The sequence below is a fragment of the Micromonospora carbonacea genome (assembly GCF_014205165.1).
GTDB classification, from domain to species: Bacteria; Actinomycetota; Actinomycetes; order Mycobacteriales; family Micromonosporaceae; genus Micromonospora; species Micromonospora carbonacea.
Map to the genome: position 1 here is coordinate 1,724,598 of NZ_JACHMZ010000001.1, position 12,462 is coordinate 1,737,059.

Consider the following 12,462-nt stretch of genomic DNA (forward strand, 5'->3'; position numbering starts at 1 on the left):
GGAAGCGGCGTCGTGGCAACGCACGGCATGTACCGGCGACGGGAGACCCGGCGCGAGCAGCTCGTCGCCGACATCACCAACGACCTGCGGCGTTACTCGACGGACGCCCAGCACGTCGGGCACGCCTTCGCCGCCCTGCACGGCCTCAACGGCACCGACCTGCACGCCCTCATCGCCGTCATGGACGCCGAGCTCGCCGGCGCGCCGATCACCCCGGGCCGCCTGGGGGAGAAGCTCAACCTGTCCTCCGGCTCGGTGACCGCGCTGATCGACCGGCTGGAGCGCGCCGGGCACGTCCGCCGGGACCGCGACACCGGCGACCGCCGCAAGGTCTTCCTGCGCTACGCCGACCCGGGCGCCGCGCTGGCCATGGAGTTCTTCCAGCCGCTCGGCCGCCGCACCGACGCCGCGATGGCCGACTTCGGCGACGACGAGCTGGAAGTGGTGCGCCGCTTCCTGACGGCCATGGTGGCCACCATGCGGGAGCACCTCGACCAGGTCCGGGCCACCCGCCCGGAGCCGCCGCGCCGCGCGCCGCGCTGACCCGCCGGCCGCTGACCGGGCCCGGAAACGGAAACGCCCGCCGCAAGCGGCGGACGTACGCCGGGCGCGGCGGGCGCGGGTGCGCTGCGGCGGCGGCCGGGATCGTCGACCCGACCGCCGCCACCGGCACGGAGCTACATCGGGCGGACGTTGTCCGCCTGCGGGCCCTTCTGCCCCTGGGTCACCTCGAACTCGACCTTCTGGCCCTCGTTGAGTTCCCGGTAGCCGCTCGACGCGATGGCCGAGTAGTGGACGAACACGTCCGGACCTCCGCCGTCCTGCTCGATGAAGCCGAAGCCCTTTTCCGAGTTGAACCACTTGACCGTGCCGGTAGCCATGCATCTCTCCCTGTTCAAAGCGGGTGACCACCGACCACTGGTCGATGATCGCCCTGTACCTCCCCGAGAGTAACCGGCAAAACCCGGATCTGCTGGGCGAAGTGCCGCAGGGCGTACCCGAAAATGCCCGCGCCCCGGGCGCAGCCCTGGGAAAACCCGCCCGGCGGCGCCCCGCCTGCGGCATGCTTGCCCCGATGACAAGTCCCGCAGCCGCCGCGCTGGCCGTGCTGGAGCGGGAGATCGACGTGCCCGGCGAGGGGCTGGACCGCCTGCGGCTCGTCGCCACCCCCTTCGTGCCCGAGGTGCGGCTGCACCTCGCCGAGGACGCCATCGTCTGGTGGGCCCGGATGGAGGCCGCCGCCGGCCACGCCCTGCCCCCGCCGTACTGGGCCTCGGCCTGGGCCGGCGGCCAGGCCCTGGCCCGGCACCTGCTCGACCATCCCGAGCTGGCCGCCGGCCGCCGGGTGCTCGACCTGGCCGCCGGCTCGGGGCTCGTCGCCATCGCCGCCGCGCTCGCCGGCGCGGCCCGGGTCGTGGCCAACGACATCGACCCGTACGCCGTCGCGGCGGTCACCGTCAACGCCCGCGCCAACCGGGTCGCCGTCGCCGCCGTGGGCGGGGACCTGCTCGACTCCGACGGGCCGGAGGCGGACCTGCTCGTCGCCGGGGACGCCTTCTACGACCGGGAACTGGCCGACCGGATGCTGCCGTTCCTGCGCCGCGCCGTGGCCCGGGGCGCCCGGGTGCTGGTGGGCGACCCCGGCCGGGGCCACCTGCCCCGGGACCTGCTGGACGCGGTGGCCAGCTACCGGGTGCCCACCACCGAGCCGGCCGTCGACTCCCCGGTGCGCCGGGTGGAGGTGCTGCGGCCCCGGGCCGGCGGGGTCGACCCCGAGGCGGGATCAGGGTCGGCTAGGGGATCAAACCCGATGCCGGACGTGGCGGACCGGCCGTAGCGTACGGACCATGGCGGAATGGACGCACCAGGTCGGGGAGCTGCCCACCATCCTGTTGGCGGGGGTGCTCGGGGTGGTGATGCTCCTCGACGCCGTGCCGCTGGTGGGGGTGCTGGTCCCCGGCGACGTCGCGGTCCTCGCCGCGGTCGGCGTCGGGCGGCCGGCCACCGCCGCGAGCACCGTCGCCGCCGTGGTCGCCGGCTGCGTGGCCGGCTGGTCGCTGAGCTTCCTCGTCGGCCGGCGCTACGGCGACCGGCTGCGGCACAGCCGCGTCGGCGGCTGGATCGGGGAGTCCCGCTGGGCGGCGGCCGAGTCCGTCCTGCGCCGGGGCGGCGGCCGGATGGTGCTGGTCGCGCCCTTCCTGCCGGTGTTCAACGCGCTGCTGCCGCTGGCCGCGGGCGGCCTGCGGATGTCGTACCGCAGGTTCCTGGCCTGCGCGAGCCTCGGCGCCGCGCTCTGGGCCGGCCTCTACGTGGCCCTCGGCACGCTGTCCCGCTCGCTGGCCGGGCTGCTGCCGGTGGACGTCTCGCCCCTGCTGGTCACCATGGCGGTGGGCCTGCTGCTGGCCGGCGTGGTGCTGCTCGTCACCCGGCGCGGGCTGCGCGGCACCGTCCCCGCCGCCCCGGTGGCCTGAGCCCCCGGGCGGGCGACGCCGCCGGTCACCAGCCGCGGGCCCGCCACTGCGGCAGCGACGGGCGCTCCGCGCCGAGGGTGCTGTCCCGGCCGTGCCCCGGGTAGAACCAGGTCTCGTCGGGCAGCCGGTCGAACAGCCGGTGCTCGACGTCGTCGACGAGCTGACCGAAGCGCTGCGGGTCCCGGTCGGTGTTGCCGACCCCGCCCGGGAAGAGGCTGTCGCCGGTGAACAGGTGCGGCACGCCCGCCGGGTCGCGGTAGAGCAGGGCGATCGACCCCGGCGTGTGCCCCCGCAGGTGGATCACCTCCAGCGCGCGGCCGCCGACGGCCACCGTGTCGCCGTCGGTCAGCGGCTGCGCCGGGATGGGCAGGCCGGCGGCGTCGTCGGCGTGCACCAGCGCCCGCGCGCCGGTCTTCGCGACGACCTCCTCCAGCGCGACCCAGTGGTCCATGTGCTGGTGGGTGGTGACCACGGTGGCCAGGCCGCCGTCGCCGACCAGCTCCAGCAGCCGGGGGGCCTCGTTGGCCGCGTCGATCAGCAGCTGCTCGCCGGTGTCGTGGCACCGCAGCAGGTAGGCGTTGTTGTCCATCGGCCCCACCGACACCTTGGTGATGGTGAGCCCGTCGAGCTCGCGTACGGCCGGCGCGCCGCCGGGGCTGACGTCTCCGCTGTAGGTCATGCGCTGGTCACATCCATTCCGGTGGGGTCGGCAGGGGACCGTCGGGGGTGACGGCGAGCGTGTCGGCGCCGCCGCGGCCGATCAGCCAGGCGGCGAGCCCGTGGGCGGGACCGGTGACGGTGGGCGCGCCGTCGGGGTCGCCGACGGCCACCTCGTGACTGCTGCCGTCGAAGCGCAGCACCAGCGCCGGCGCGTCGTCCCGGTCGGCGAGGCCGGAGGTGACCTCGTGCAGCAGCCGCTGGGCGAACGCCTCCGGCCAGTCGGCCGGCGCGTAGCCGGCGGCCAGGTCGACGTGGTGCACCTCGACCTCCCGCAGCCGCCCCCAGACGAGCATGGCCGCCGGCCACGGGCCGCGCCGGGTCTCCACGGTCGCCGCCCACGCCTGCACGGGCATCGCGGCGACCGCCTCGGCGAACCGCTCCGCCGAGCGGCGCAGGTCGTCCAGGAGGGCGCCGGGCGGGCGGGCCGCGCCGGTTTCGATGTCGGCGGCGCGGGCCGCGGTGCTGGCGTACATCGGGATCCGCTCGCCGGTGCGGGCGGAGGTGAGCAGGTTGACGAACCCGTCGGCGTTGCGGGCCAGGTGGGTCAGCACGTGCGCCCGGGTCCAGCCGGGCAGCAGCGACGACGCGGCGACGTCCGCGTCGTCGAGGGCGGCGGCGGTGCGCAGCAGCCGGGTCGTGGCGTCGTCGAGGTCACCGGTCAGCAGCAGCGGGTCCGCGGTCACGCTCCGAACCCTAGCCGCCCGCGGCCCCGGCGTCGCCGTGGAAATCGCTTTCGGCGCGTCGGCCCGGCCCCTACCGTCGGTGCTGCACCGCGACACCGGGGACGTGGAGGAGGTGGTGCCCATGCCGGTCGTAGCACGCGTGTCGCCCCACCGTATCCACCGACCCTGAAGGGGTTGCCATGTCCATCGATCTGACCGCCCTCGGCTGGGACGCCGACCGGGCGGCCCACGCCCGCACCCGCCCCGGCCGCCGGCCGGGCCGGGTGGCCCGCGTCGACCGGGGCGTGTGCACCGTGCTCGACGCGGACGGGCCGGTCCGCGCCACCCTCGGCGCGGCGGTGCTCGCCGACGCGGCCCGCGACCTGACCCGGTTGCCCTGCGCCGGCGACTGGGTGCTGCTGCGCTCCTGGCCCGACGGGCCGGTCACCGTCGAGTCCGTGCTGCCCCGGCGCACGGCGCTGGTGCGCCGCACCGCCGGCAAGGACGCCAGCGGGCAGGTGCTCGCCGCCAACCTCGACGCGGCGGCCGTCGTCGAGCCGGTGCACCCCGAGCCGGACGTCGGCCGCATCGAGCGGCTGCTGTCCCTGGTGCACGAGTCGGGCGCGACGCCGCTGGTGGTGCTCGCCAAGGCCGACCTCGCCGCCGACCCGGCGGCGATCGCCCGGCAGCTCGCCGGCGTCGCCCCGGGGGTGCCGGTGCTGCCGGTCAGCGCCGAGCGCGGCGACGGCCTCGACGCGCTGCGCCCGCACGTCGCGCCGGGCCGCACCCTCGCCCTGCTCGGCCCGTCCGGGGCCGGCAAGTCGAGCCTGGTCAACGCCCTGGCCGGGGCGGTGGTGATGCCGACCCAGGCGATCCGCCGGGTCGACGGCAAGGGCCGGCACACCACCACCTGGCGGGCGCTGGTGCCGGTGCCGGGCGGCGGCGCGGTGCTGGACACCCCGGGGGTCCGCGCGGTCGGCCTGCTCGACGGCGCGGCGGGCCTGGACCGGGCCTTCGCCGACATCGCCGCGCTGGCGGCGGGCTGCCGGTACGGCGACTGCGCGCACGACGCCGAGCCGGGCTGCGCGGTCCGTGACGCGCTGGCCGCCGGCGAGCTGGCCGTCCGGCGCTACGACAGCTGGCGGCGGTTGCAGCGGGAGGTCGCCTTCGAGAGCCGGCGTCGGGAGACCCGGCTGGCCGCCGAGCGCCGGGGCGGCTGGCGCGGCGGGCGGCGGCGGACGGCCCGGCCGTGACTGTCGGTGTCGGTGAGGTGGCGCGGAGCTGATCGCGGCGGCGGTCGGCCGTCGGGGCGCCGCGCCGGGGAGGAAGCGGCGGGCCGGGGCCGTGACGCGGCCCGGCGCGACCGTGTTGAGCTGGGGGAATGTGCGGGCGCGGAAAGTTGTCGTACCTCGGGGCTAGAGTTGCCGAGGCGCTTCTTCTGCGCCCGCACGACCGTTCGGGGCCGTCCCGGAAGCCTCCCGGCCGCCCCGAGCGCCCAGATCCTCCTCGCCTTCTTCACCGGGAGTACACGGACAGTGGCCGACCGACTGATCATCCGTGGCGCGCGCGAGCACAACCTGCGTGACGTCAGTCTCGACCTGCCCCGGGACGCCCTGATCGTCTTCACCGGGCTCTCCGGGTCCGGCAAGTCGAGCCTGGCCTTCGACACCATCTTCGCCGAGGGGCAGCGCCGCTACGTCGAGTCGCTGTCGTCGTACGCCCGGCAGTTCCTCGGCCAGATGGACAAGCCGGACGTCGACTTCATCGAGGGCCTCAGCCCCGCCGTCTCCATCGACCAGAAGTCCACCTCGCGCAACCCGCGCTCGACCGTCGGCACGATCACCGAGGTCTACGACTACCTGCGGCTGCTCTACGCGCGCGTCGGCGAGCCGCACTGCCCGGTCTGCGGCGAGCGGATCTCCCGGCAGAGCCCGCAGCAGATCGTCGACCGGGTCCTCGCCATGGCCGAGGGCACCCGGTTCATGGTGCTCGCCCCGGTGGTGCGCGGCCGCAAGGGCGAGTACGTCGACCTCTTCGCCGAGCTCCAGGGCAAGGGCTACGCGCGGGCCCGGGTCGACGGCGTGGTGCACCCGCTGACCGAGCCGCCGAAGCTCAAGAAGCAGGAGAAACACACCATCGAGGTGGTGATCGACCGGCTCACCGTCAAGCCGGGCGCCAAGCAGCGGCTGACCGACTCGGTCGAGGCGGCGCTCGGCCTCTCCGGTGGCCTGGTCCTGCTCGACTTCGTCGACCTCGCCGAGGACGACCCCGACCGGGAGCGCCGCTACTCCGAGCACCTGGCCTGCCCCAACGACCACCCCCTCGCGATCGAGGACCTGGAGCCCCGGGTCTTCTCGTTCAACGCGCCCTACGGCGCGTGCCCCGAGTGCACCGGCCTGGGCACCAAGAAGGAGGTCGACCCGGAGCTGGTCGTCCCCGACCCGGAGCGCACCCTGCGCGAGGGCGCGATCCAGCCCTGGTCGTCCGGGCACAACCTGGAATACTTCCTGCGCCTGCTGGAGGCGCTGGGCGAGGCCGAGCACTTCGACGTCGACACCCCGTGGCGGGCGCTGCCGGCGCGGGCGCAGAAGACGATCCTGCACGGCTCCGGCGACCAGGTGCACGTGCGCTACCGCAACAAGTTCGGCCGCGAGCGCTCCTACTACACCGGCTTCGAGGGCGTGGTGCAGTGGATCGAGCGCCGGCACACCGACACCGAGAGCGAGTGGTCGCGGGAGAAGTACGAGGGCTACATGCGCGACGTGCCCTGCGCGGCCTGCGGCGGCGCGCGGCTCAAGCCCGAGGTCCTCGCGGTCACCCTGGCCGGCAAGAGCATCGCCGAGGTGTGCAACCTGTCGGTGGGCGAGTGCGCCGAGCTGCTGGCCGGCATCGAGCTGACCGACCGACAGAAGATGATCGCCGAGCGGGTGCTCAAGGAGATCAACGCCCGGCTGCGGTTCCTGCTCGACGTCGGGCTGGACTACCTCTCCCTGGACCGCCCGGCCGGCACGCTGTCCGGCGGCGAGGCGCAGCGCATCCGGCTGGCCACCCAGATCGGCTCCGGCCTGGTCGGCGTGCTCTACGTGCTCGACGAGCCGTCCATCGGCCTGCACCAGCGCGACAACCACCGGCTCATCGAGACGCTGGTGCGGCTGCGCGGGCTGGGCAACACCCTGATCGTCGTCGAGCACGACGAGGACACCATCCGCACCGCCGACTGGATCGTCGACATCGGGCCGGGCGCGGGCGAGCACGGCGGGCGCATCGTGCACTCCGGGTCGGTGCCGGACCTGCTGGCCAACCCGGAGTCGGTGACCGGGGCGTACCTGTCGGGACGGCGGGAGATCCCGACGCCGAAGGGCCGCCGGCCGCAGACCCCGGGCCGGGAGCTGGTGGTGCACGGCGCGCGGGAGCACAACCTGCGCAACCTGACCGTGTCGTTCCCGCTGGGCCAGCTCATCGCGGTCACCGGGGTCAGCGGCTCGGGCAAGTCGACGCTGGTCAACGACATCCTGCACGCGGTGCTGGCCAACCAGATCAACGGCGCGCGGCACGTGCCGGGCCGGCACACGCGGGTCAGCGGCCTGGAGCACGTGGACAAGGTCGTCGGCGTCGACCAGTCGCCGATCGGCCGCACGCCCCGGTCCAACCCGGCGACGTACACCGGGGTCTGGGACCACGTCCGCAAGCTGTTCGCCGAGACCACCGAGGCCAAGGTCCGGGGGTACGGTCCGGGCCGGTTCTCGTTCAACGTCAAGGGCGGCCGGTGCGAGGCGTGCTCCGGCGACGGCACCATCAAGATCGAGATGAACTTCCTGCCCGACGTCTACGTCCCGTGCGAGGTGTGCAAGGGGGCCCGGTACAACCGGGAGACCCTGGAGGTGCACTACAAGGGCAAGACGGTCTCCGACGTGCTGGAGATGCCGATCGAGGAGGCGGCGGAGTTCTTCTCCGCGATCCCGGCCATCCACCGGCACCTGAAGACGCTTGTCGACGTCGGCCTGGGCTACGTCCGGCTGGGCCAGCCCGCGCCGACGCTCTCCGGCGGCGAGGCGCAGCGGGTCAAGCTCGCCTCCGAGTTGCAGAAGCGCTCCACCGGCCGGACGGTCTACGTGCTGGACGAGCCGACCACCGGCCTGCACTTCGAGGACATCCGCAAGTTGCTGATGGTGCTGGAGGGGCTGGTCGACAAGGGCAACACGGTGATCACCATCGAGCACAACCTCGACGTGATCAAGACGGCCGACTGGCTGATCGACATGGGGCCCGAGGGTGGCCACCGGGGCGGCACGGTGCTGGCCACCGGCACCCCCGAGGAGGTCGCCGAGGTGCCCGAGAGCCACACCGGCCGGTTCCTGCGCCCGGTGCTCGGGCTCGACGGGGAGGCCCGGGGCGCGAAGGCGGCCACCGGGCGGGCCGCGAAGGCCAACGGCACCCCGGCCCGCCCCCGGGCCCGCAAGGTCGCGGCTGCGGCCCGCTGAGGCGACCGCGCACGGCGAGGGGCGTCCCGGAGGACTCGGGACGCCCCTCGCGCGTCGTCGCCGCCCTGCTCCGCCCGCCCTCCGCCCGGCCCGTTCGGCGGTCCCCGCCAAACGATCACTGTGGTCAATTTGTTGAACCTTCAGGCACAGTGATCCGTGGACCCCACCGAGGCCCGGGCACCCCTTCCGGACCGGGCAGTCGACAGAGAGGCCAGACATGAGTGACGAGCAGGTGCAGACCGGGCCGGCCACGCAGACGCGGCGCGCCCTCCTCGCCGGCGCCGGCGCGCTGGGCGCGGCGGTCGTCCTGTCGGCGTGCGGCGACGACTCCGACGACTCCGCCGGCGGTGACTCCGCCCCGAGCGGCGGCGCGGCGGCGACCGGCGGCACCGGCGACTCCGGCGCGCTGGCCAGCACCGCCGACGTCCCGGTCGGCGGCGGCCTGATCCTGGCCGCGAAGGGCGTGGTGATCACCCAGCCGGAGGCCGGCACGTTCAAGGGCTTCGACCCGATCTGCACCCACCAGGGCTGCCCGGTGTCGAACGTCGACGGCGGCACCATCAACTGCACCTGCCACATGAGCAAGTTCTCCATCACCGACGGCTCGGTGAAGTCGGGCCCGGCGACGACGGCCCTCGCGGCCAAGGAGCTGAAGGTCGACGGCGACCAGATCACCCTCGCCTGAACCGGCGGCGGCCGGCCCGGGCAACCCCGGACCGGCCGCCGCCGTCGCCCGTCAGCGGGCGTAGACCGACATCTCCCACAGCGAGAAGCCGTAGGTCGTGGCCCGGGTCAGGCCCCGCATCCGCACGTACCGCGCGGTCTCGACCGGAAACGCGACCACGTCGGTGCCGCCGTCGCCGGCCGTGGTGGACCACGCCGTGCGCCAGGTCGTGCCGTCGGTGGAGACCTCGATCCGGTACGACTTCGCGTACGCCGACTCCCAGGCCAGCGCCACCCGGCCCACCGGCCGGGCCGAGCCCAGGTCGACCGTCAACGTCTGGTCGTCGGCCCAGGAGCTGGCCCACCGGGTGCCCAGGTCGCCGTCGACGGCCTTGCTGGCGGCGTAGCCGAGCTGGGCGCTCGACGCGGTCACCGCCTTCCCGGCGGCGAGGTTCGACACGTCGTCACCGCGCCGCGCCGGGAACGACACCACCTGCTGGTAGGTGGGCCGGTTCTGCCAGGCGATCGGGGCGTGCTTGATCCCGCCCAGCGGCGACTGCACGATCGTGTCGGCGCACCACTGGTCGCCGGCCGCGCAGGTGCTGTCGCCCGGGTAGGTGGTGGTGGCCGGCGTCGCGGCGGCGGCCTTCAGCGTGTCGAGCAGGACCTGCCGGCAGCCGGCGAGGACGCCACCGCCGCAGTAACTGCGGCCGAGGCCCCCGGCGACCGGGTCGCCGAGGACCGCCCGTAGGTCCTTGTCGACGTACCCCCACCAGCCGTACTGGAACGACGAGCCCTTGTGCGCCTGGGCCTCGTTGGCGGACGTGGGCAGGGTCGACTTGTCGCCCTGCTGCTGGCCGGAGGGGGACTCGTTGATCTGGATGGCGTTGATCAGCGCCTGGTAGAGGTCGGTGCCGAGCTGGTCGCGGAACATGCCCCGCACCAGCAGCGGCCACCAGGCGTCGAAGGTGCGGATGGCGTCGGCGTGCTGGTAGACCTTCGAGCCCTTGGCCGTCTCCACCCGCAGCGCGCCGGCCTGCCGCCACGCCTTCAGCTTCGCGATCTCGGCGGCCAGGGCGGCGTCGCCGACGGGCTGGCTCTCCAGCACCCGGATCAGCTCGTCGAGCACCTCGACCCCGCGCAGGTCGGTCACGCCGGCCTGCTCGACGAGGCTGGTCAGCGTGGCCCGGTCGTACTTCCTGCCGGCGGCGATGCCGGCCTTCAGCGGCTTGTCCAGCAGGTCGCCCCGGTGCACCGCGCCGAAGCTGAAGTTGCCGTCGGCCCCGCCGAAGTCCTTGGCCTGCTTGTTGTTCCAGCTGACGTAGTAGTCCTGGTCCACCGAGTTCGGGTGCGCGGAGCGCGGCGCGTAGCTGGCGGTGTTCGTGTCGGGCTGGAAGCCCTGCCACTCGTACGCGGGCTCGGCCTTCATCGGCAGGTTCGGGTTGGACCCGGCGGCCCGCAGCGGGTTGAGCCCGGAGTTGAAGTACGCCGACTGGGTGGAGTTGACGTAGAACCAGTTGAACGCGTACTCGACGTTGCCCGCCGAGGCGAGGAAGGCGTCGGCGGTGCCCATCTCCGTCGGGTCGTTGAACATCTGGAAGCCGATCGCGGAGTCCGCCTCGTGCCGGTAGGTGGAGCGGAGGTGGGTGAACGCGTGCGGCTTGCCGCCGACGGTGCCGCGCCAGGCGACCAGGCCGAGCTTCGTGCGCCAGGCCACCAGCTTGTACGAGCCGGCGGGCGTGGTGTCGGCCGCCGTCGGCTTCCACTTGTTGGTGTGCGCGAGCTGCTCCATCGCCACGCACTGCCCCCGGAAGAGGTAGCGGTCGCTGGCCAGCGTCGGCGCGCTGCCGTCGGTGGTGCACAGCGGCACCGCGTACGTGTCGGTGATGTCGTGGATCGACGAGGTGGCGCTCCAGGCGTAGTCCTGGCCCCGGCCGAGCAGCACGTAGAGGTTGAGGCCGGCGAACGCCGCGCCCCGGGCGCTGATGCCGGGGCCCTGCAACTCCTGGATCATCAGCAGCTGGGGGGAGAAGTAGCCGGTCTGCGGCCCGAACACCGCCACCGGGTGCCCGGTCGCGGAGTTGGCGGCGGAGACCACGGCCGCGTTGGACATGCCCCGGTGGGCCGGGTCGATGGTCAGCCCGGACAGCGCCGCGGCCAGCTCCGAGCCGCTGCTGCCGGTGGCCCGGCTGGCGGCGGAGCCGGTCGGGTCGGTGAAGATCGGCTCGACCGTGGCCGTGCCGGCGTCGGGCAGCGCCACGCTCGCCGCGTCGGGGGAGGCGGAACCGTAGGGGAAGCTCTGCCCGTCGTGCAGGGTCAGCACCGTCTCCGGGTCGTTCTGGTTGCGGAAGCCCGCCCACACCTTGTCGCCCTCGGTCGGGCCGTACTTGGCGCGGGCGGCGATGCGGACCAGCGCGGACTGCATCTCGGTGCCGCCACCGCCGCCGAACAGGCCGCCGACGACGCCGGCGATGGCGATCAGGTCGGTCATCGTGAACGGCTCCGGGCCGCCCTCGTTGGTGATCGCGTCGAGGTGCCCGGTGAGGACGTACTCGCCGGGGCAGTTGCGGTTGGCCATGCACACGCCGATGTAGGCGTTGACGCCCGCGATGTACTCCTGGACGTCGGCGTAGAGCTGCTCGCCGCGCGGGCCCTTGGCGCGCAGCGCCTCGACCTGCGCCGCCAGGTCCGCCTCGGTGTACGGCGAGTTGCGCCAGACGCTCTGCTCCAGCTCCCGGTTGCTGGGGGCCCCGCCGGCGAACGGGGTGAGGGTGCCCCGGCCGACGTGGCGCATCAGGTCCATGGTGAACAGCCGGTCCTCGGCGCCGGCGTAGCCGGCCCCGTACATGGTGCCGCCCCGGGTGGTGCCGGTGACGTGCGGGACGCCGGTGGCCCGGTCCCGCACGATCCGCACGTCGGCGCGGGGCGAGTAGTCCCGCTCGACCTGCCCGGACGGCACTCCGAAGGAGGCGTCGTTGAAGAAGGAGCCGATCTGCTCGGGGCGCAGCCCGGCGTAGCCGTAGACGAGGTCGGCGTACTTGCCGAGCTGGTCGGCGGAGTGCCGGGGCAGCGTGCCGAGGGTCTGGTTGGCCAGGATCTCGACGAGGGTGGCGCTGCCGTTCTGGCCGGGCGGCACGATGTCGCCGCACTCGCCGAGACAGTAGTCGTTGGCGGCGAAGGTGCTGGTGAGGCCGGGCGCCTTCGCGGCGGCGCTCGCGGGCGTCGGGGTCGGGGCGGGTGCGGCGACGAGCAGGGCGGCGACGCCGACGGCGGCGGTCGCGCCGGCCAGCAGGCGACGCGGGGCGGTGGGACGGGGCATGTGATCCTCCGAGCGGTGGGGATCATGACGGGTGCGGGGGAGTGACGATCATTACGTGAAGAACATTCAGTTACCGGATGGTAGGCGTCCCGCCGTGAGATTGGAAGACGTCGATCGGCATGTCGCGCGCCGGTTACCCGCGAGTA

The 12,462-nt window shown here is 74.2% G+C and carries 10 protein-coding genes; 6 read left to right on the plus strand and 4 right to left on the minus strand.

What is annotated here, in order from left to right; all coding sequences use genetic code 11:
- Positions 1-27: 27 nt before the first annotated feature.
- On the plus strand, positions 28-543 hold the full coding sequence (locus HDA31_RS07790) for a MarR family winged helix-turn-helix transcriptional regulator (protein ID WP_178067651.1): 516 nt from the start codon (positions 28-30) through the stop codon (positions 541-543).
- 134 nt (positions 544-677) lie between these two features.
- Here HDA31_RS07790 and HDA31_RS07795 read toward each other — a convergent pair whose 3' ends face one another.
- Positions 678-881: a cold-shock protein gene (locus HDA31_RS07795; protein ID WP_007462771.1), complete on the minus strand. Its 204-nt coding sequence runs from the start codon at positions 879-881 to the stop codon at positions 678-680.
- Positions 882-1,063: 182 nt separating this feature from the next.
- Here HDA31_RS07795 and HDA31_RS07800 point away from each other — a divergent pair, with 182 nt between their 5' ends.
- Together HDA31_RS07800 and HDA31_RS07805 are read left to right on the plus strand one after the other, a co-directional pair.
- Positions 1,064-1,837: a class I SAM-dependent methyltransferase gene (locus tag HDA31_RS07800; protein WP_178065781.1), complete on the plus strand. Its 774-nt coding sequence runs from the start codon at positions 1,064-1,066 to the stop codon at positions 1,835-1,837.
- A 10-nt stretch (positions 1,838-1,847) separates the two neighbouring features.
- A complete protein-coding gene (locus HDA31_RS07805) occupies positions 1,848-2,471 on the plus strand; it encodes a DedA family protein (RefSeq protein WP_178065780.1) in 624 nt (207 codons plus the stop codon).
- Between the two features lie 25 nt (positions 2,472-2,496).
- On the opposite strand, the gene HDA31_RS07810 is transcribed toward HDA31_RS07805, so the two are convergent.
- Together HDA31_RS07810 and HDA31_RS07815 are read right to left on the minus strand one after the other, a co-directional pair.
- Positions 2,497-3,150: an MBL fold metallo-hydrolase gene (locus tag HDA31_RS07810; RefSeq protein ID WP_178065779.1), complete on the minus strand. Its 654-nt coding sequence runs from the start codon at positions 3,148-3,150 to the stop codon at positions 2,497-2,499.
- Positions 3,151-3,157: 7 nt separating this feature from the next.
- Positions 3,158-3,874 (minus strand): maleylpyruvate isomerase family mycothiol-dependent enzyme, encoded by a 717-nt coding sequence (locus HDA31_RS07815; RefSeq protein ID WP_178065778.1) that lies wholly within the window; start codon positions 3,872-3,874, stop codon positions 3,158-3,160.
- 179 nt (positions 3,875-4,053) lie between these two features.
- Here HDA31_RS07815 and rsgA point away from each other — a divergent pair, with 179 nt between their 5' ends.
- The 3 genes from rsgA to HDA31_RS07830 all read left to right on the plus strand — a co-directional run bounded on the left by rsgA (position 4,054) and on the right by HDA31_RS07830 (position 9,019).
- The gene (gene rsgA / locus HDA31_RS07820) at positions 4,054-5,106 is read left to right on the plus strand and encodes a ribosome small subunit-dependent GTPase A (protein ID WP_074474355.1); all 1,053 of its coding nucleotides are present in this window, start codon (positions 4,054-4,056) and stop codon (positions 5,104-5,106) included.
- Between the two features lie 282 nt (positions 5,107-5,388).
- A complete protein-coding gene (gene uvrA, locus HDA31_RS07825; RefSeq protein ID WP_178065777.1) occupies positions 5,389-8,334 on the plus strand; it encodes an excinuclease ABC subunit UvrA in 2,946 nt (981 codons plus the stop codon).
- A 217-nt stretch (positions 8,335-8,551) separates the two neighbouring features.
- Positions 8,552-9,019: a Rieske (2Fe-2S) protein gene (locus tag HDA31_RS07830; RefSeq protein WP_178065776.1), complete on the plus strand. Its 468-nt coding sequence runs from the start codon at positions 8,552-8,554 to the stop codon at positions 9,017-9,019.
- Between the two features lie 51 nt (positions 9,020-9,070).
- Here HDA31_RS07830 and HDA31_RS07835 read toward each other — a convergent pair whose 3' ends face one another.
- Positions 9,071-12,316 carry a penicillin acylase family protein gene (locus HDA31_RS07835; protein ID WP_178065775.1) on the minus strand — a complete coding sequence of 1,082 codons (3,246 nt, stop codon included), beginning with the start codon at positions 12,314-12,316 and terminating at the stop codon, positions 9,071-9,073.
- Between the last annotated feature and the right edge of the window lie 146 nt (positions 12,317-12,462).

Excerpts from the sequence above, each read along its gene's own strand:
- HDA31_RS07790 (WP_178067651.1), top strand. The coding sequence starts at position 28 with ATGTACCGGCGACGGGAGACCCGGCGCGAGCAGCTCGTCGCCGACATC.
- HDA31_RS07795 (WP_007462771.1), bottom strand. The coding sequence starts at position 881 with ATGGCTACCGGCACGGTCAAGTGGTTCAACTCGGAAAAGGGCTTCGGC.
- HDA31_RS07800 (WP_178065781.1), top strand. The coding sequence starts at position 1,064 with ATGCTTGCCCCGATGACAAGTCCCGCAGCCGCCGCGCTGGCCGTGCTG.
- HDA31_RS07805 (WP_178065780.1), top strand. The coding sequence starts at position 1,848 with ATGGCGGAATGGACGCACCAGGTCGGGGAGCTGCCCACCATCCTGTTG.
- HDA31_RS07810 (WP_178065779.1), bottom strand. The coding sequence starts at position 3,150 with ATGACCTACAGCGGAGACGTCAGCCCCGGCGGCGCGCCGGCCGTACGC.
- rsgA (WP_074474355.1), top strand. The coding sequence starts at position 4,054 with ATGTCCATCGATCTGACCGCCCTCGGCTGGGACGCCGACCGGGCGGCC.
- HDA31_RS07830 (WP_178065776.1), top strand. The coding sequence starts at position 8,552 with ATGAGTGACGAGCAGGTGCAGACCGGGCCGGCCACGCAGACGCGGCGC.
- HDA31_RS07835 (WP_178065775.1), bottom strand. The coding sequence starts at position 12,316 with ATGCCCCGTCCCACCGCCCCGCGTCGCCTGCTGGCCGGCGCGACCGCC.